Here is a 21710-nt window from a genome sequence, read left to right on the forward strand (position 1 = left end):
TAACTACAATAATTGAAATGGCACGTATTGGCAATAGGCAGCCACGTATTAAATACACGCGTATTTAATCAAGAAAAAGTAACCAGGCATGAAAAGTATTTCAGGCTAAAGGCCACCAGGATAGTATACCAGCAATCAGTTATTTTTTTAAACGATCAAGACTCAACTGGGTTGCTTGGAGTTTTCTTATTTTGAAAAATTGGTTAACGGGTTTTTTAATTGGTTAATCATCTACAACTTCCACCTACTATCGTATATCCGTTGTTGTTATTATTCTTTTCGATTCTGGCATTAAGGGTCAGCGCAATTAAATTGAGCGCTTTTTCTAAATCATCATTTGTACTAAAGTCGCCATAGAAGTTGCACTGGGCTATTTTTCCGTTGGTTTGTACGGGTACATTGTAAAATCGCCGGAGGTCTTCCACTACTGCTGCGAGGGGTAATCCTTTGTAAACAAATTTACCATTCCTTTTCTGAGAAAAAAAACGGGCATCGTCTGTGGCATCGTGTAATTCCAGTTTACCGGCTGCCCGGTTATACACGGCACTCTTGTTGGCTGTTAGTACCAGTTGTGCATGTTGGTTGTTGCCATTACGGGTATTCACCTGTACCATACCGGATACCACTACTACTTTGGCTTCTTTTCCACCTTGTACTTCCATGTTAAAAGAAGTTCCCAGTACAGTGGTATTGATCAGGTCAGAAGTAATGATAAAAGGGTGGCCTGCGTTGTGGTTAACTTCAAAATAAGCTTCTCCTTTTAATTGTACTTCGCGTTTTTTTTGGCCAAAGTTCGCCGGATAGGTAATAGTGGCGCCTTTTTCCAGGTGTACAACGGAACCATCGGGCAATGTTACTATTCTACGGGCCGATTGAGATGATAATACGAGCGCCTTTTCCTGCCTGTGTGACAATGTATACCAGGCAGTTCCTGCCAGCAATAACAGGATGGCGGCTGCGGCAACGCTTTTTCCGTAAAGAGCGATAACATTCCGGGAAGATTTTCCGGGGAAGCTGATACGTGCATGGATGCTTTTCAGCAACCGTTCAGATACTGGTTTATCCAGTACTGCAGTAACGTTTTCTCCTGTCTGTTGAAACTCTTCTGCCGCTATCGATTCCAGTTCCGACAGATCGTTACTATCCAAATACTGCAACATCCACCGTTGTTCTGTAGCAGACCATTTATCAGCGTGTAACAGTTCTTTGAGATATTCCTTTCTGTTGTGCACTATCGTGACGGTTTAATGTAAATACACCGGGGTCCCAAAAACGGGGGGGTCTTTTTTAATCTTTTTTTAATAATGTTTACATTTTTTTAATGATAATATACTTAATGGTTAGTATTAATGAGATGGTCCTTGATAGTTCAGAAACAGTAACAATAGAAAAATGTATTTGTGGTCACCATGCCGTTGCATATAATCATTCAGCTTAATCATAGCTTCAGACAAATGTTCCTTTACGGTATTCCGGGAAATATTCAGTTCGTGGGCTACTTCATCATAGGTTTTACCTTCCAGTTTACAGCGGGTAACAATGGTTCTCTTCTTGGGAGATAACATCGCAATAGCTTGTTCCAATAAACTAAACTGTTCTTCGTCTATATTCTTCCGGTCCAATGCCCGTTCGTCTTCGGTATCCAGTACCAGTAGTTTTTTATGCAGATCCTGTTCCCGTAATTTTTTCCGGACATAGTTCACTGATAAATTAAAACTAATCACAAACAACCACCCTGCTACAGACTGGTCTGACTGGATGTCCTGCCGCTTCTCCCACAGGCGTGTAAATACTTCCTGTAAAATATCTTCTGTGGCGCCGGCATCTTTAACGAATTTGAAAATATTCCGGTATACAGCCTGGTGATATTTCCAGTATAAATTATCAAATGCGCTTACTTCATCTTTCTGTAATCGCAATACCAGTTCAGCATCTATTATATTCATATCACTTCTTTTATATAAATCATACCAAGTGGAATACAATTTATATGGCTAGAAAAAGCCGGGTTTCCCAACGACAATGGCCACCAGTTCTCAGGTATAAATTAGTAACAAATATTATTATTTAATAATTAAATTCGTATTAATTATAATTATAAATTATTATATACATAGTAAGAACAGTTAACATAAACCGGGGCCCATTTTCAACCTGACTGCAATAGCCATTCAGCGCATTTTTTCCCATATTCCTATCCTGATCAGATAGTTGCAGTATATATACCGGAAAATAATACTTCTTTTTATATGCGGATAATAAACCATAAAAGTACGGATCAACCGATTTACAATTATCATTTTTTATCAAGACAAGAATAACTATATTTACAGCATATCAACCAAATCAGCTCAAGGGGGGCATCTTGCTATAATTTGAATAACGTGCAATCAAATAGTGAACAAGCTTTGCTATGCCGTGTCGCGCAGGGCGATGAATCAGCATTTGCGCAATTATTCCATACCTACCGCAACAGGCTTGGTTACTTTGTACTGCGGCTTACCGGCTCTCTCCCACTCGCAGAAGAAATCGTACAGGAAATATTTATACGCATATGGGAGAAAAGAGAAAAATTGTCAGCCGTACAACAATTCCATCCTTACCTGTATGTAGTAGCGAAGAACTATACCCTTTCCTATCTGAAAAAACTCGGCCGCGAACTGGCACAGCATCAGGCCTGGAAAATGAATGTAGCCACGACCAGTGCACATACCGATGAACATCCCGGCCACCACTACCGGCAGATTATTGAACAGGCCATTGCTGAACTGCCGGCCCAGCAACAGAAAGTATACCTGCTCAGTCGCGACGAAGGATTACGGCAGGCCGAAATTGCCGCGCGGATGTCTATTTCCCTGGAAACCGTAAAAAAACATATGGTGCTGGCATTACGATCTATCCGGAACTATGCCCTCGCTCATCCGGAACTACCGGCCCTGTTGCTATTCTCCTGTACTTCCCGGCCACTCTGAAATTTTTTTTCACCGCATTACCTCTTTTCTTCTCTTCCTGCTGTCATATAGATAGCATCATAATTTTCCAGATGAACAACAACCGGTTACGATACCTATTAAACCGCTATGCTAATGGCACTGCCACACCGGAAGAACTGGAAGCGCTCAGCGCTTTTCTGCAGGCCGCGGAAAATGATCCGCAGCTGGAGCTGATGATAGAAGAAGCCTGGATACAATCTGCCGATGCAGATGGCACCTTGTTTTCAACACTGCCGGCTCCTATACCGGCACGTCAGCACAACACCATCCTTCGGCCGGTAAAACGCTGGTACCGCCCACTATGGGCTGCTGCTGTGCTATTATTGCTGATTGCCGGGGGCACCTGGTTATTATTGAACGGACATAAAAAAAATAAAATACCGCCACTGACCGCTGGCAACAACCCGGCAGCCAGGATGGCTCCCGGTAGTAACAAAGCGACCTTAACACTCGCCAGTGGCGCCACCATTACACTCGATAGCCATATTAATAAATCACCAGACAGTTTACCTTTTTATACAACAGCAGGACAACTGATCTATCATAAAAACACAGGTAATACCGGCCAGGCCATTAGCTATAATCTGTTACGCACACCGAAAGGCGGGCAATACCAACTGCTGTTGCCTGATGGGTCCAAAGTATGGCTGAATGCCGCTTCTTCCCTGAAGTTCCCAACGGCCTTCACCACCACAACCAGGCAGGTGGAATTAAGCGGAGAAGCCTATTTTGAAATAAGCAACAATGCCAGACAACCATTTGAAGTAATTGCCAACAACACCAATATAACGGTATTGGGTACACGATTTAATATCATGGCCTACCAAAACGAAACCGCTGTAAAAACCACCTTATTACAAGGGGCCGTAAAAGTAAGCCGGCAACAGGAATCCCGCCTCCTGAAACCAGGCGAACAATCCCTGTTTCCCGCAGATGGTGACCTGCAGGTAATAGAAAACGCAGACGTGGAACTGGCCGTTGCCTGGAAAAACGGATTCACCTCTTTCAGAAGTGCCGACATCCGGACCATTATGCGGCAAGTGGAACGATGGTATGATGTAGAAGTAGTATACAATGGTCATATCCCGGAACGCACCTTCACCGGTGACATCCCCAGAGATGCGCAGCTGACTGAATTATTAAAGTTGCTGGAGGTAAGTAAGATTCATTTTAGCATGGAAGGTAATCAGCTCGTCGTAATGCCGTAACCGGCTGTAATCAGTATCAACCAAAAACCAATACCATGAGCAAAGGTCCTTAAAACGGCCGCCACACTGATCTGAAAAAAAACCAGGAGTGATCTCACCCACCCCTGGCACAGGTTCAGCTCAGTGATCAGCAGGAATCCCGATTTCACTAAACTCAAACAATGCAAATGTATGCAATCTAATTGTCATGCAAAGCCCTCCTATGTCCCGGGGCTTTTGTCCACCAGCATCTATCACAGGACAGGTATTCATCTCTCCTTTAAAAAACAACTGGTTATGCAGCTCAAACTGATCGTCCTGTTATTAACAGTGACCTGCCTGCAGCTCAGTGCAAAAACATACGCACAGCCTATTACCTTATCTCAAAAAAATGCGCCCCTGCAAAGGGTCCTGGAAGCAATCAAAAAACAATCCGGGTATAAATGCTGGTATGAAGATGCCATCCTCAAAAAAAGTAAACCGGTAGATATCGATGTACGTAACATGGAGCTGGAAAAAGTGCTGCAACTCGTATTTCAGCACCAGCCACTCAGCTATGAAATCATTGGAAAGGTTATTGCCATCCGGGAAAAAGAAGCTGCCGCTCCGGCAGTCTCACTAACGCAACCGGCTACACGTAGAATAACAGGCGTTGTACAGGATAGCTCCGGCAACCCTATTCCAGGTGTTTCCTACGTGATCAAAGGCACCCGCACCGGCGGCGCCACCGATCCGCAGGGCCGGTTCAGCATCGAAGTACCCGATGGACCAGTGATACTGGTATTCAGCTCTATCGGATTTGAACCAAGATCTGTCAGCGTTGGCAACAACACAGTACTGCGCGTGACCCTCCTACCCGCGTCCAGCGGCCTCAATGAAATGGTGGTAACGGCACTCGGTATCAAACGCCCCAAAGGAACGCTCGGCTATGCGATCAGCACCGTGAAAGGAGAAGAACTGACCAAAGCCGGCAGCACCATGAACCCTTTCCTTGCCCTCTATGGAAAAGCCGCCGGTGTAGGCGTTAACGTTGGCGCCGCCGGTCCGCAGGGAGGCATCAAAATCAACATCCGCGGTGCGGCCAGTATGAACCCCGATCAAAACACCCGCCCCCTCTTTGTAGTGGATGGTGTCATCCTCAGCGACCGGAAAACAGCTATCGGCGGCAGCGTAGGACAAGGCTTTGACTATGGCGCCGGCATCAACGATATCAACCCGGAAGATATTGAGTCTATCGATATCCTGAAAGGCGCCAAAGCCACCGTATTATATGGCAGTGATGCGGCCAACGGCGTGATGCTCATCACCACCAAAAACGGCCGCAACGCCCAGGGACTGGGTATGACCGGCAGCTTCCAGTATGCCATAGAACAGCCGGTTTCCTACCTGAAACTGCAAAATAAATATGGCCTGGGGGACAACCTCTACGACACGGTTTACGCCACCATAAACGGCCGTAAAACACGCATGCTGCCCAACAAACGTTTCAGCTTCGGTCCCGCCTTTGACGATGCCGATGTGATGTTCTACGACAGCACAATGGTTAAAAACAGCGCGCATACCGGCAACTTCATGTCGCTCTTTCAAACCGGACATTCCACTACCGGCAACGTGGCCATCTCCGGCAGCAATGAAAAAGGTAGCCTGCGTGCCTCCTATACCAATTACAACTACCACGACATCGCCGGTGACAACGCATGGCAGAAAAGAAATACCTTCAGTTTCAGCGGGAATATCAAAGCTTCCAAACTCGCGACGTTTGAAGTCATCTCCAACATCTACAACGTCACCACCCAGAATCGCCGCGATGCCAACGGGCAATCCGTTGCCTGGGGATTTCCGGTAGATTATGACTTCAGCAAAATATATCCTTTCTACACCGACGCCACCGGCTACAAACGGGATCTTTCCAATGCCGGCGTACCTACTGCTTTCAGCAACCTCGGCGAGTTCCAATGGAACCAACGCAACAATCGCTACAAGGACGACAAACTGCATATGATCACCTCCGCCAAGGTAACACTGAACTTCACACCGAATATATTCCTGGTAGGACAAGCAGGCCTGGACTACGACAACACCAACTATACCACAGAAAAAAGTGTGACCAGAATATTACCCAGTGTAGATGGCGGCAGCTTTGGCGTTGCCAAGGAAAATGCGACTACCCAAACCTATCAGGCCTTACTGAATTATAATAAATCCTTCCTCCACGACGACCTCCATCTCTTCGCCTTCGCCGGCGGTGTATACCGGCTGCGCACCGTGGACTACCTGGGCACCAACACCATCGGCGGATTAAACTTTGCCAACTGGTATTCTTTCGCCAACGAATCCGGTACTCCCAACACCAGTAACGCTTACCTGTTGCGTAACTATACCCGCGGCAACGACGTACTGTACAGCATGCTCGCCTCCGCCGCCCTGTCGTGGAAAAATGAAATCACCCTGGAACTGCAGGGCCGCCAGGACTGGAACTCTACGTTGCCGCCGGAAAACAATAAATACTTTTATCCCGGCGCCGCATTGACCTGGAACTATACGGAACGTTTCCGCATTCCGGCTGTCAATACCGGCCAGTTAAGGTTATCCTGGGCCGATGTAGGTAATGGTACCAACCGTTATTTTGCCAATAACCAATATGGTTTCAACCGCCTGGCCAATACCACCGCCCTGAGTATTGCACCACCTGCCGCCCTGCTGCCAGGCGCGTTAAAACCGGAACGCAAACGGGAATTTGAAATTGGTATCAACAACACCTTCCTGCCGCAAAACAGAATTACCCTCGACTTCTCCTTTTATACCAATCACCGGTATAATCAGATCTTCAGTCTGCCTATTTCTCCGGCCTCCAGCTCCACAGGTTTAAAAATCAATGTCGGCGATGTAAAAGCATGGGGCTTTGAACTGGCCGTAACAGGTACGCCGCTGCTGGGTAAAAACTATCGCTGGAACCTTACCCTGAATGCTGCCAGCCAGGGTTCTATGGTTACCCGTTTATACCCCGGTGTTACCAATAATCCGGTCAGTAACCTGATCAACGGTTCTGCAGCCTCCATTCATGCAGACGAAGGCCGGCCATACGGGGAAATATTGTTGTATGATTATCTCCGCGATGATGCCGGCAACAAAGTGGTAGACAACAACGGGCTGTATGCATTAAATAACCAGAAAACCATTTCCGGCGGCAACGTGATGCCGAAAATATACGGTGGGTTCATTTCCGATTTTCAGTACGGGGATTTCAATTTCCGTATCGGGCTGGATTATAAATATGGCGGTACGATCTTCTCTTATACCAACAACCGCCTCACCGGTACCGGGCAGCTGGAAAGCACCCTGGACTACCGCGATGAAGCCAGCGGTGGCCTCGCCTACTACATCGATGGCGATGGTAAAAAAATTCCGTGGCAACATAACTTAGCAGCGCCTGCCAACGCTTCCAATGGCCGGGTATACCATGATGGTATGATTCTCCCCGGTGTAAAAATGGGTCCTGATGGTAAGTATGTGCCCAATGACCGGCTGACCAGCGCTACTTCCTATTACCAAAGCTACGCCAACGACCTGGCCACGTCCTTTCCGCCAGACCGGTTGTTTAAAAACAACTATATCAAAGTAAGAGAGATCGCCCTCTCCTACAACCTGCCGGCAGCGTGGGTAAGAAAAATGAAATTACAACGGCTCACGCTCACCGCAGCCGCCCGTAATCTCTTCTATATCTATAAATCGATTCCCAACATAGATCCGGAAGGCGCACTGGGCGCAGATGTGTATGTAGAAAACACCATCTACCCTTCCCAACGTACTTATTCATTTGGATTAAACGTAGCCTTCTAACGTAAAAAATGACATCATGAAAAAAGCTTGCATATATATTGCCCTCCTGATTACAGCCGGTTTCAGTGCCTGTAAAAAAGATACAGAAGACCGATTCTATGATCCGGACCGGCTCACCGGTAATGTTACCGATGTAGTGCCTGGCATGTTTACCCAGCTGGTCACCAACAATAAAATTTTCGTGCAGGATTATGGAGAATGGTACTACCTCCTCAATGGCGGTACCGGTATCACCGGCTACGAACAGATTGCCCAACGTTATGTATCCTATCGCTACGACTGGTTCGGCAATTACAACGACCTGGTAAGCGGCAATGGCTTTGATGATTTCCCCATCTCCGGCCAGGCCTTTTTTGAAAACAGTTATACCAAACTAAAAAACTACGAAACTATCCGGGACTCTGTATACCTGCGTAGCGGACAACTCCGGCAGGATGGAGAACTATACCTGAAACTGGTCACCTTGGTAAAGCTGTATCAAAGCGCCAAACTGGTGGATCTCTTCAACTCCATTCCTTACTTCGATGCCTTCCAGGGCGCCCGAAACGGCAGCCAGTACCTGTTTCCGAAATATGACGACCCGAAGGAAATCTATACCTCCATTATCAAGGACATGGGTAATATCGTAGATTCCTTACCGTTAGTATACGCGAAGATCTCTCCTGCAGCCAAAACGGTATTTGAACAACAGGACGTGGTATTCAAAGGTGATATCAGCCGGTGGACAGCTTTTGCCAATTTCACCCGGCTGAAACTTCTGGTCAGAATCGCCGGCGTGGATGAAGCCTTCGCCCGGCCGCTGATACAGGCAACACTGGGCAAACCGCTTCCCACCCAGGATCTTACCTGGACGCTCTGGTATGCGGTAGATGTAAAGAGTGGCGGCACGTGGCAACGGGGCCTGTATGAAAATACCTACGCCGCTTTCATCCCCGATATTATCATGAAAAGATTAAACTACGGAGACTCCGCCTATAAACAGGGAGAAGATGATCCCCGACTGCCTGTATTGGCCATGCCCACCAAATACAAAGACTACCGTGGTGTTTCTGCCAATATAGAAGCACAAACCAAACTATACGACAAAGGAGAACGGTATTATGCTTTTGCAGATAATATCAACTCCTCCCTGACCACCAATGCCAAGTCCATGTATAGTCATGTAACCTTTCACAACAACGTGAATATGCCGGTGTACATGGCTTCTCTCGGAGAACTGGACCTCTTGCTGGCAGAAATTGCGCTGAAAGGACTGGCCAATACCGGTAAATCAGCCGAAGAACACCTCAAAGATGAAGTACGCCACTCGGTTAATTTCTGGTATACCATCAATCAGCTCAGCCAATACAAAAGAGGTACGCTGGACTCCTTACTATATCCCACCAAGCCCACAGATGCCATCATCAATGCATGGGCAGACCGTATCAAGGATAAGTTCGCTGCAGCACCTGCTGTAGATGATAAAATGGAAATACTGATGCAGCAGAAGTTTATTCACCTGAACATCCTGCATCCGTATGAATTATGGGCAGAGCTGAGAAGAACACGGCATCCTAAACTTGAACCATTTACCTGGCGTACATCGGTATGGAAACCAATGCCAGAGCGGGTACACTACCCTACCATAGAGTTGACCAACAATCCGGATAACTTTTCCAAAGTGGCGGCACAGAATAATACGACTACCCCCATATTCTGGGTACCTGTCAATGTACGGAGTAAAAATCCGTACTGGGATAATTATAATTACGAATAGCGGAGCACTTGTATACGATTCAAAACAGCAGCCAACCCTTCGGGGTTGGCTTTTTTATGCGATGTAGTAATTCTACTACATAAAAGTCAAAGTTGTTGTACACGCCGGATGAAGGATTATTAGTTAACTTTAATAGACATAGCGCTATCTTATCTAGTATCATTTTTTTTGTCATGATGCATTCGATTCCCCGACCATTCAACAATAACCAACATTTGATGACCGGTAATTTTACCGCGACATAGTCTGGCGCATCCTGCTGCTATCTTTGTTACAACAAACAGCATTTCGCAGTCCGTAACCGGGCTGTATTTCCTTCACCCATAACCAAACCATCGATGCCCGAAAACAAGCTGACACTAAAAACCATACAGGACCTTGCCCCTGGTCCGGCAGAACAGGCCGAAAAGTTTTTTATTCCCTCCTATCAGCGGGGCTACCGCTGGACGGCTCAACAGGTAACAGATCTGCTGGATGACCTGCTGGAATTTGATAACAGGGAAGAGAAAAAACAAACGGACATTTATTGTCTGCAACCCGTAGTGGTAAAGAAAAAGGAAGATAAATGGGAAGTCATAGACGGACAACAACGTTTAACAACTATCTACATCATCATCTCCTACATTACCAATAGTATCTTCAATAAAAAAGCGGCCTCCCGCTTTACGCTGACTTTTGAAACACGCCCCAACAGCGAACAGTTTCTCATCGAAATAGATGAAAGCAAAAAAGAAAAAAATATAGACTACTATCATATATGTGAGGCACACCGCGCCGTACGTACGTGGTTTGAAAAAAAAGGAGATGAAGGGTTGATGGCCTCCACACTCTATCCGGTTTTGTTGAAAAAGGTAAATATTATCTGGTATCAGATCAATGACGACACAGATCCCATTGATATTTTTACCCGCATCAACATGGGGAAAATTGCCCTGACCAATGCAGAACTGATACGCGCCCTCTTTCTGCAAAGCAGCAACTTTCCCGATCATCCGGAAGAAATCCGCCTGAAACAACTGGAAATAGCCGGAGAATGGGATAGAATAGAATATGCGCTGCAGGACGATGCATTCTGGTATTTCTTATGTAACGGTGAAAAAAAATATGCCACCCGTATTGAATTCATTTTTGATCTGATGGCAGAAAAACCACTTAAGCCAGATGATTTTTACACCTTCAGAAAATTTCAGCAAGATCTTCAACAAGACAAGATTGATGCGGTATGGCTACGCATCAAAAAATATTACATGACCCTGGAGGAATGGTACCAGAACAGGACCTTATATCATCAGATAGGTTATCTGGTAGCTACCGGTACTTCCATCGCCACTATTAAAGCTGCTGCTGCTAAACTTACTTCCCGGGCCGACTTTACAGCTTATCTGGAAAACAGTATTGCACAAACTATTCAAGCTCCGATCACCAAACTGACGTATGGAGAACATAACAATACCATCCGGAAAGTACTATTGTTATTTAATATTGAAACCCTGCTGGCCAATACCGCCTCACACGTTTATTTTCCTTTTCACAGGTTTAAGACAGAAGAATGGGATATAGAACATATACATGCCGTACAGTCTGAAATGCCCGAGAGCCGCGAACATCAGTGCAACTGGCTACAGGATGTACTGGATCACCTACAAATGGAGGATCCCTCGCTGCAAACTGCCATCACTGATTTTCTAAATACCCCTCCCAAACAACTGCCACCGGATGCGTTTGCACAACTATATAACCGTGTTGTGGACAAATACACAGAAGAGGGAGATGATGTGGATGTGAATGATATTTCCAATCTCGCCTTACTGAATACTCCCATCAACAGGGGGTATAAAAATGCCGTATTTCCGGTAAAGCGGAAAACAATTATTACGAAAGACAAGGCTGGCGTTTTTATTCCTATCTGCACGAAGAATGTTTTCCTGAAATACTACAGTCAGGAAGTATCTCTCCACATGACACATTTCAGCAGAAAGGATCGGGAAGATTATCTCGCAGCCATTGTTGCTACCTTAAAAAAATATATTGTTTCCCCTTTACAAAATAACTAAGATGTCAAACTCAACATATACTTTCTGGACTTTACTGGGAGATGAAAACGATGGTATCGAAATTCCCATCATTCAACGGGATTATGCACAGGGGCGGGATACCGCCGGAGAAATCCGGCACGCCTTCCTCGATACCATCAAAAAACATCTTGATGCCGCGCATCCGCTCGATATTGATTTTATATATGGCAATTATACCCGGGGAAAATTTATTCCGCTGGACGGGCAGCAAAGATTAACCACCTTATTTTTGTTGCACTGGTATACAGCGGTGAAAGATAACCAGCATGAGCAGGCAAAAGCCGTGTTGCAAAAATTCACCTATGAAACGCGGTCCAGTTCCCGGGAATTCTGTGTGGCACTGGTGAACAGCGCACCAGATATGGCCACGGTGAAGGGCGCACTCAGCGAGGTCATAAAAAATGCCACCTGGTTTTTCCTGGCCTGGGTAAAAGATCCAACGATCCAATCTATGCTGGTCATGCTGGATTGTATCCACGAAAAATTCAACCAGACGACCGGTTATTTTAATAAGCTTACCCAGCACCATCCAGCCCTCATTACTTTTCAGTCGATCGAATTGAAAGATTTTGGGCTTACGGATAAACTCTACATTAAGATGAATGCCAGGGGTAAACCCTTAACAGATTTCGAAAACTTTAAAGCAAAGTTTGAACAGTATATAGGAGACCTGGACAAAACCAATAATACCTACTATCAGAAAGAATTTTCAAACAAAATAGATGGCGACTGGACGGATCTGTTCTGGAATTACCGCGACGAGCAAACACACATTTTTGATACGGCTTTCCTGAATTTCTTCCGTGTAACGGCCACCAATCATTATGCCGCCAGACATGAAACAACAACAGACAGTAATCGGAATGAGGAATTCAGAAAACAGATTGAACAGCTGAGAGATAACAAACAAACGGTCTCTTTCGCCAGATATGAAGAATGGCACTGCTTTGATCCCGCTTATGTAACGTATGTTATACAACTGCTGGATAAACTTAAAAACGGAGAAAGCACTATTAAAACCTATCTGCCGGATCAAATACTGATAGATGAAACAGCACTTTTCAACGGCGTTATCAACAATAACCTGGGCTATCCCGAGCTGGTTCTTTTCTACGGCTTCACGCGGTTTATTACGCAATACGATGACACCGCTGCATTACTCACCTGGATGCGGGTTATCCGGAATCTGGTAGAAGGCAGCCGTCTCACTTATTACAACGATGCAGGCGAATATGCGGCCTCTCTTAAAGCGATCGATGCCTTGCTACCGCATGCATTAGATATACTCACCTACCTCGCCAACACCCAACAGGTGATCAGTGGTTTTCCGGGCATACAGGTAGAAGAAGAAAGACTAAAAGCACGGTTGATATTAAGGGAGCAAGCGTGGGAAACAGCCATTACCAAAGCAGAAAACCATGGCTACTTCAAGGGGCAAATAGGCTTCCTCCTGCATTTTGCCGGTGTAGCTGCTACCGATGATACATCCGGTACGGCATTGCCTTTATTTCAGACCTATTATGAAAAAGCCGCTAAAATATTTAACGATAAAGGATTAGCGCCATTCCGTGATTTTCTGTGGGAACGTGCCCTACTGGCAAAAGGCGATTATTTGCTGACGAAAGGAAGAAACCATAGTTTCCTAATCAACTCCGAAAGGGATATCAGCTGGAAGAGATTATTAAGGGATAATAAGGAAAACAGAAATTATGTAAAAATGTTGCTGGATCAGATTGATTTGAATGCAATTGAAAACAGCCTGCAGCAAGTGATAGACACATACCATACACGGGACTGGAGCTATCATTTTATAAAGGAATCCTCTATCTTAATCCACTCCGGTAGCTCTCGATTTATCCGGCGGAATGATAATGATAAAAATGACATACTAATACTCGAATCATCGGCTACCAATGGCTATCATTATGAATACTACTCATTTGCGCTGTATAAAAAACTCGCCGCTAAAAGAGAGCATATTCGGTATATGTCACAAAGATCGGTGGCAGAAGAAAAATACATTTCTATCGACAACGATACCATCAGAATAATTTACTGCAAAGTAAATGATCAATGGAAATATAAACTAACTGATACCAATGGTATCGAATATTACGATCATCCGGAAGAAGTCATTAACCGCTTTAACTAAAACATTTTTCATTTACCTATACAGATAACAGACATGTCAAAACGGGGCTATATATCCAGGTACCTACTGATCCTGAAAAAGCTGAAAGCCACACCGCACAGCAGCTACGAAGAGTTAAAACGTTATATGGAAAACCAATTGGGCTACCTGCAGATGCAGGACGACACGCTTGATATCGGGTTTTCCAAACGCACCCTGCAACGCGACCTGCGGGAAATCAAAAACATTTTCGGGATCGATGTCTCCTATTCCCGGATAGCGAAAGGTTATGCCATCGCGGAGCAAACGAGCAGCAACATGAATTTCCAGCGGATGATGGAATCCTTTGACATGTTCAACTCCCTCAACCTGGCGCATGAGCTGTCGCCTTATATCCATCTGGAAAAAAGACGACCGCAGGGTACAGAAAACCTGTCGCCCCTGTTGCATGCCATCAAAAACAAACAGGAAATACATTTCAGTTATCAGAAATTCTGGGAAGAGGTACCTACCGAAAGAACCCTTGCCCCCTATGCTTTAAAAGAGTTTAAGAACCGCTGGTACCTGCTGGGCAAAGACCGGAAAGACAACAACATCAAAACATTTGCCCTGGATCGCTTATCCGCACTGGATGTTACCGGCAACGATTTTGTGTTACCTGCTGCCTATGATGTAGCAGCTTATTTCCGGAACTGCTTCGGTATTATCAGTCCTGCGGATGAAACCGTGCAAGAAATCATCCTGTCTTTTGATCCGCATCAGGGCAAGTACATCAAAACATTACCACTGCATGAAACCCAGGAAATACTGGTAGACAATGCGGATGAACTGCAGGTAAGATTATTCCTGTATATTACGCATGATCTCATTATGGAATTGCTTTCCTATGGAGCGGAGATGCGGGTACTGGCGCCTGCCTCTCTGGTGGAAACCATCAAAGCAGCCCATCAGGAGGCCTTTGCACAATATGACTAACCGTACACCATGATTACCATTTCGCATAAATTCCGGCAGCATCAGATCGATGCTGCCACTACCACCCTCATCATAGGCACCTTTAATCCGGATACTGCAAAAAATACCGCAGATTTCTTTTATAGCAGAAACAGAAATTATCTGTGGCGTTTGTTACCAATAGCCTTCGGGCAGGAAGACCTGAAAGGAAAATCACCGGAAGAAAAGCGGGCCTTTATGCAATCGGCCCACATTGATTTTATTGACCTTATTGAAACCGTAACCATTGAAGCCGGACAGGAAACCAACTATGCAGATGCTTTCCTGGATAGCCGGGTGACCACATGGCGGGATGTAATTGCGGTATTACAACACCTGAAAAACCTCCGCAAAGTATGTCTGACGCGGAAGAGTTTTGCCGACATTCCTACGATGAAAATACGCATTGATGCGATCCGTCAGCATTGTCTGCAACACAACATCTATTTTCAATGTATCTCTACACCGACACGGTTTTACACTGCAGCCAAACAACAGGAATGGCGTGATTTCTTCAATAAATAAACCCATTTTTATACAAACCTGAAATATGCGCGCAAAGAATGCATAGCATGTATTAATAACTTATCTTTAATTAACCTATTAAGACCCCAAAATTGATCATTATAGCCGTATAACCCCACGGTTTGTTTATTTATTAAATATTTATATTATATTTCTACGCATTTTTTACACCTCAAACCCTAAACCAATGAAATCACCAATTGTCTTTACCGTTGCCTTACTGTTATCTGCCCTGTCCCTATCCGCACAATTTAAAGCGGTAACGGCGGCCCGGGCCAAATCAATGACCTTATCAACCGAACAAACACCCCAGCACATCACCTATAATGGCTGGGCACTGAATTCAAACTTTGTATTGCCGGGCTTACGGTTCAACCTGTACGAAAATAAAGCCCCTGACAACTCCAAAGGTTCGATAGAATACTTTAATTCCATCGGCGCCGGTATTGGTGTCAGTTTTGGCAGAGTTACCGTTAAGTCGCAGGATATCATTACAGCGGAAAACGCCGAAGATGTAGACATCAGGATGAAAAATTATGTAGGCCTCAGTTTTGGTGTACTGTTTTCACAGAATAATGTCGACAGTGTAAGAAGAAATATTTTTGCGCCGGTGATCAGTCTGCAGATCCTGGATGTTCAGTTTGGTGTAGGCTGGGAATTGGGCTCACTGAGCAGCAATTACAAACGCCGGTTCTATACCATTACCTATGCCATCCCGATCTCCAAACTCTCTAATGTAGGCAGTGTACTGCTGACTGGTAAAAAAGGTACTGTAGCTGGTTACGAGAAAAACAAATATTTCCAGGGATCACTGTTTTAAAAAAAGCATTTTTATATTTTAACAAAATCATAAAATGTTGCCTTCAGGTGTTTGCATCCCGCGCCATAGCAGCGATGCAAACACCGTATTATTGTTATATATACACGCATTTATTTTTCTATTAAATATCACTGGCCGGAAGTCATCTTCCTCCCTTATCTTTAAAAATATTTTAGTGGTTCAACTACCACCAGACAAGCATTTTATTTGAACACCGTATTAATGAAAACCTATGCTACGCCAATATATCAACGGCCAACCCGTAACGACAGCTGCGCATCAGCTCCTTTTATCATTGAATAACGGCCACTTTACTGCCATTCAGGCGCGTAATGCGCGTATCAAAGGCTGGGACCTTCATCAGGAGCGACTACGTACGGCTTCCCGCTTTCTTTTTGGCTGTGCGCCAGACATCGCTCCCGTAACCGCACATCTTCGCCTGCTGCTGGATGAATATCCAGATTGTGCTTTGCGGGTGAATATTTTTGCTACCCCTGCAGATTTAAAACAGATTTCGGCAGATGACCTGCAGATATTGATCACCCAATCAACACCTGTAGAGATGAGTCACCAACCCATCCGGGTTAGTACAACTCCCTACGAAAGATTTCTGCCGCACATCAAACATGCCGGCATTGCCGTAGCATTACTGCACCATAAAAGAAATGCCCGGCTTCGCGGATTCGATGATGTGTTGTATACAGATGTTGCGGGCAACATCTCTGAGGGATCTATCTGGAATATAGGTTTTCATGATGGCGATACCTTTGTTTTCCCCTATACCCCGGCGCTGGAAGGCATCACCCTTCAATTGCTCCGGCGGACGTTGCAACAGGCGGGTATTCCGGTACAAACAACCCGGGTACACCTGCAGGATCTGCCCAGGTTCCGGGCAGCCTTTATCCTGAACTCCATCACCGTTGGCCAGCCTATTGCCCAGATTGATCAGGTGAATTTCAGTAATGATAACAGTGTGTTGATGCAGCTCAGGGATGCTTATCAGCAAATACCGTGGGAACGGCCGTAAGGATTTTTGCAGCAGGTAGTTATTATCAGCGGTAAATGCTGCAGTGTTGTATTAACAAACGACCAGTCATAAAAATACCTGCATAATATATGCAGGTATTTTTATGATACCGGTTATCAATTCAAAAATAAAGACTTTACTTCTACCTCATATTTTTTTCCGTCATCGCCTGTAAAATTTCCTCGGCTACTCTCCTTTTCCGTCATATATAACGTGATTACATTATAAAAACGCTGGCCGGCATAGTTCATAATATCAACCCCCAGGATAAAATCACGGTGCAAAGGTTGTTGGGTCACCGGATCTACCACATAAAAGATGATAGACCCGTCACTCATGATGGGATCGAATGTTTTGTATTTTCCAAAACTACCGAAACCGGATTGCACCTGCTTAATCACATCCAGATCTACCAGGTCGCCATAATTGTAATCCATCATTTTCATCAACACATCTATTTTCCCGGGAAAACAGTGTGATGCAAAATTGGCCATTTTTATTTTCATAAAACCCGCCTCCGGTTTAGCTTCATCTGTCTGATTATTTATTATCACAACAGGTTTGTCATTTGTATTCAACTGAAACAATACAAAGTTGTAAATATTCTTTGCAGTAACGTTCAACAGGGTATCAAAAATTGCAACAGGTTTATCTTTTGGATTACCTGACAGCCCCCATACTTTCAACTGGTTGGGGCCTGGCTTCAATTTCACCTCACTTACCGGCAATTGTTTATCTACTCCCTCCAGCTGTACAGCCAGGTTATTATAGGTTGTTTTATTACTGATATTCAGTTCACCGAATACAATAAAATCATCTACCGCTGTATCCTTTCTGCAGGCAACACCACTTATACATAAAACACCGGCCAATATAAAAAAATGTATGATTCGTTTCATGATGATGATTTAGAACGGATATTAAAAATTATAAGTAAAAGACAAATTGACACCAATCCCTCTTTTGATACTATAGGTTTTCTGATCACCCTGATTTTCACTATAGTTATCATTTAGCTTTATAAATTCTCCATAGCTATAATTAGGTAATTGCTGACCAGATTCAGGAGGGAAATAGCTTTCTGCCGGCACCAGATATTTTAGTTTGATAATCTGGTATTTCCCATTGATAGTACCAACTTTATAACCATAGGCATTCCGATAATAAAACTCTTCCCTGTTCAGCAGGTTAGTAATATTCAATTTGAATGCTGCTTTGTTATGGAACAGCTTTTTGGAAATCTGCAGATCCAGCTGGCTATAGGCAGCTCTGAACTCTGATTGCGCCGGATTACCATCTACCGCAAAATTGGGGCGGTATCCTGTGCGGTTAAAGACAATATTGCCACTGCAACTATTGTCTTCATATCCCAATCCCAGGTTGATCAGATAAGGCGACTGTCCCATCAGTGGTCTTTCCAGCTCTTTGATCAGCTCCATCTTTTTACCGGGATTAGCCGGATCATCTACCATATTAATGGTTTCTACCCTGGATATAAAATACGCGCCGTTACCATATAACGTGACGTTTTTCAACAAGGTGGAAATAAAGGCCAGATTTTTCCTGAACTCCATCTCGAGCCCTTTATTGGTAGCTGCATGCTGGTTTTTGTACGACATACTGATGGGGGAAGTATTGACGGAATTCACCACCAGTTCCACAGGTTTATCCAGGTATTTATGAAAAGCTGAAACCGACAACATATCTCCACCACCGGGATACCACTCAAAACGGATATCTTTATTCGTAATTTTAGTACTACTGATATTACCTCCGCTGATGACAGCACTAAGCGCAGGATCAGGAAAGGAGGTCACCGTCGTTTCCCGGAAAGTAGGACGTATCATGGTTTTACTATAGGCTACCCGCAGATTTATTTTGCTGGTAATACTGTAGGTGATATTAGCCGCAGGCAGGAAGTTCCAGTTTTTTTCACCAGTGAGTACCGGCTGCACACCATTGTAGATATTATTGGGGTATTGCTGTTTAAAGTCTGCTATTCTTCTCAGTTCCGCCAGCTGTTGATTGGCCAGGCCAAAGTTTTCCGCACGTATCCCATACACCAGGCGCAGCTTATCCTGTATTTTCTGATCCAGCATCATATAAACAGCGTGATATTCCGATCCGGATGACGCCTGATCTCCATTCTCCAGATCTCCCCAGTAAAAGGTCTGTCCTTTATTTACGCCCACATGATCCGCATCCATCTGAATATGATAAGGAAGATATTCAACGTCCAGTTTCCGGTAAGCAGTATAAATTTTAAATACCTGCATAGACTGGCTGCGTTGTTTATTCCAGCCCGTATATCCCATTTTCACCAGGCTTTTCCCTTTCAGGAAAGGTTGACTTACATCTATGCTCCAGGTGTAATCGGTTTGTTTTACATCTGACCACATCCGGTATGGCCATGACCAGGACGCCTGTGTTTCGCCATTACTGGAGGGTACACTTTTCTGGTAATAATCTTCGTGTGTATTTAAAGTAGGTCCGTACTGAAAACTACGTACATCATTATACTGCTGGTTCATACGTGCAAAACCTGCGGACCAGTTTACCAGTAATCCATGGGTAGTAAGCTGGTGCTCTCCTTCCAGTTTGTGTTGCCGTATGTTGGTAAATACAGGCATTATCAAAGAAATTTGTTGGCGGCCGCGCGTCATATCTTCATTAAATTCCAGAGAGCGGTAGTAATCTTCCGAAAAACTACGGCTGTAAAGATTCCGTATACTGATTTTATGTTTGTTGGTGCTGAATCCTGCATTGAGCAACACGGTGGCAATAGTGTTGAAATTATACACCTTCCCGTTACCCACGCTATCAGTAGGAAAATAGTTGGTCATACCCAGTGCGCGGGTAGTCATAAATTCATCCGTCTGTGTATGGTTACGGTAAGTAAGTCCTCCGGTAAACCCCATCCTGCTGTTATGTGCGGTATTCAATTGATACACCCTACCCATGATGTATTTAAAATTAAGCGCAGGATAGGCAGTGGTTTTGTATAACCTGAATCCATCGGGATTAAAACGTTTGCTTTGTTCTATAGCGCCCTCATAGCCATATTTATAATTATTGACAACAATGACCTTTAACGGATCTTCCTGTTGATTATACATTGTCCAGGATACGGTATTGTCGGGTATTTTACGATTACCACCTTCCACTGCCAGGTAGTCTCCCGCCTGCCTTTTGCCAAGGCCGTAGAAATCATTGCCAATGGTCTGACTGTTGCTGCCTCCCCCTACGCTGACAGTAGTGAAGTTTTTGGAAGGAATATCCAGCGTCTTAATCATCACCTGTCCACCCACAAACTCCGCACTCGCGTCAGGTGTAGCTGTTTTGTTGACCAATATCTCACTCACCATTTCATTGGGGATCAGGTCAAAGGCAAAGTTTCTTTTATTGGCATCCGTACTGGGTAATACCATGCCGTCCAGCATGGCCTGGTTGTAACGCTCTGTCATTCCCCGTACCACCACATACTTATTGTCGATAATCGCCACACCGCTGATTCTTTTCAAAGTGGCGCCCACATTATTATCAGGTAACTTGTTGAGTTGTTCAAAAGAAATACCATCTGTTACCGTAGCTGCATTTTTTTGCCGGGTATAAAAGGAAGCAATACTCTCCTTGTTGGCACTGGCTGTTACTACTACACTGGCCAGGTTCCCCTTCTGTCTTTTCAGGGTGATGGGCAGGTCAAAGGTTTGGTTATCTCTTATCGTAATGCTGCTGATTTCCTTGGTACCATACCCGATGTAACTAACCGTAGCCGTATAGCTGCCTTTGGGAAGAGAAAGCGAAAAATTCCCCTCCGCATCCGTAATGATACCTTTATCTCCAATACGTACGGTAGCACCAGCAACCGGTTCCCCATTTATTTCATCAATAAGCTGGCCTTTTATCCTGCCTGGCTTTCCCGGGGCTGTCTGCTCCACAGATATAGCTCCTTTCAGGAGTACCCAGGTACTACCTTCTCTTTGCAAATGAACGGGCAATCCGGTGATCAGTTTTTTCAGCAGCTGTTCCACATTTTGCCCGTTGTAAGTAGCAGCGGAAACCTGCAGCGAAGATATATCCGTTCTGTTGTAGGCGATCACGGCGCCGGTAGCTTTACGCAATTGTACAATGGCTGCTTCCAAAGAACCTTTTTCTATCTGCACAGTGTAATTTTGTTGCGCCACACAAATCATAGGACAGGCATACAATACCACTGTCAACAACATACTCCCATAACACCGGGCAAAAAAATGCCGGGTGCATCGCAAATGATGCGTTAGTTTCATAAATTTGTTACTTGTTTATTTTTTTACACAATTTGCAAATGACCCTGTTCCCGCAGGGTCTTTGCTTTTTACATTCG

General features: G+C 44.6%; 14 protein-coding genes. 10 read left to right on the forward strand and 4 right to left on the reverse strand.

Annotated features, from left to right (window positions below; translation table 11 throughout):
* Positions 1-227 precede the first annotated feature (227 nt).
* Together OL444_RS29435 and OL444_RS29440 are read right to left on the reverse strand one after the other, a co-directional pair.
* Entirely contained in the window at positions 228-1232 is a 1005-nt protein-coding gene (locus OL444_RS29435) for a FecR family protein (protein ID WP_264727332.1), read from the reverse strand.
* A 114-nt stretch (positions 1233-1346) separates the two neighbouring features.
* Positions 1347-1946, reverse strand: coding sequence for an RNA polymerase sigma factor (locus OL444_RS29440; RefSeq protein ID WP_264727330.1), 600 nt, complete (start codon positions 1944-1946; stop codon positions 1347-1349).
* 438 nt (positions 1947-2384) lie between these two features.
* On the opposite strand from OL444_RS29440, the gene OL444_RS29445 reads away from it, so the two are divergent.
* From OL444_RS29445 to OL444_RS29490, 10 genes are all read left to right on the forward strand, one after another.
* Positions 2385-2972, forward strand: coding sequence for an RNA polymerase sigma factor (locus OL444_RS29445; RefSeq protein WP_264727328.1), 588 nt, complete (start codon positions 2385-2387; stop codon positions 2970-2972).
* Between the two features lie 71 nt (positions 2973-3043).
* Positions 3044-4201 (forward strand): FecR family protein, encoded by a 1158-nt coding sequence (locus OL444_RS29450; protein ID WP_264727326.1) that lies wholly within the window; start codon positions 3044-3046, stop codon positions 4199-4201.
* 276 nt (positions 4202-4477) lie between these two features.
* Positions 4478-8020, forward strand: a complete 3543-nt coding sequence (locus OL444_RS29455; protein WP_264727324.1) for a SusC/RagA family TonB-linked outer membrane protein — start codon at positions 4478-4480, stop codon at positions 8018-8020.
* Between the two features lie 16 nt (positions 8021-8036).
* Entirely contained in the window at positions 8037-9776 is a 1740-nt protein-coding gene (locus OL444_RS29460; protein WP_264727322.1) for a SusD/RagB family nutrient-binding outer membrane lipoprotein, read from the forward strand.
* Positions 9777-10114: 338 nt separating this feature from the next.
* Complete coding sequence (locus OL444_RS29465; protein ID WP_264727321.1) at positions 10115-11830, forward strand: DUF262 domain-containing protein; 1716 nt, start codon at positions 10115-10117, stop codon at positions 11828-11830.
* Between the two features lies 1 nt (position 11831).
* Positions 11832-14003, forward strand: coding sequence for a DUF262 domain-containing protein (locus OL444_RS29470; RefSeq protein ID WP_264727319.1), 2172 nt, complete (start codon positions 11832-11834; stop codon positions 14001-14003).
* Between the two features lie 33 nt (positions 14004-14036).
* Entirely contained in the window at positions 14037-14957 is a 921-nt protein-coding gene (locus OL444_RS29475) for a helix-turn-helix transcriptional regulator (protein ID WP_264727317.1), read from the forward strand.
* A gap of 9 nt (positions 14958-14966) precedes the next feature.
* Complete coding sequence (locus OL444_RS29480) at positions 14967-15500, forward strand: uracil-DNA glycosylase family protein (protein WP_264727315.1); 534 nt, start codon at positions 14967-14969, stop codon at positions 15498-15500.
* A gap of 187 nt (positions 15501-15687) precedes the next feature.
* The gene (locus OL444_RS29485; protein WP_264727313.1) at positions 15688-16320 is read left to right on the forward strand and encodes a hypothetical protein; all 633 of its coding nucleotides are present in this window, start codon (positions 15688-15690) and stop codon (positions 16318-16320) included.
* Positions 16321-16552: 232 nt separating this feature from the next.
* Entirely contained in the window at positions 16553-17347 is a 795-nt protein-coding gene (locus OL444_RS29490; protein ID WP_264727311.1) for an aminotransferase class IV, read from the forward strand.
* 116 nt (positions 17348-17463) lie between these two features.
* Here the strand turns inward: OL444_RS29490 and OL444_RS29495 are convergent, their stop codons facing one another.
* Positions 17464-18246 carry a hypothetical protein gene (locus tag OL444_RS29495; protein WP_264727309.1) on the reverse strand — a complete coding sequence of 261 codons (783 nt, stop codon included), beginning with the start codon at positions 18244-18246 and terminating at the stop codon, positions 17464-17466.
* Between the two features lie 21 nt (positions 18247-18267).
* Positions 18268-21633, reverse strand: coding sequence for a TonB-dependent receptor (locus OL444_RS29500; RefSeq protein ID WP_264727307.1), 3366 nt, complete (start codon positions 21631-21633; stop codon positions 18268-18270).
* Between the last annotated feature and the right edge of the window lie 77 nt (positions 21634-21710).

Origin of the sequence: Chitinophaga nivalis (assembly GCF_025989125.1) — a bacterium.
In the GTDB taxonomy this organism is placed as follows: domain Bacteria; phylum Bacteroidota; class Bacteroidia; order Chitinophagales; family Chitinophagaceae; genus Chitinophaga; species Chitinophaga nivalis.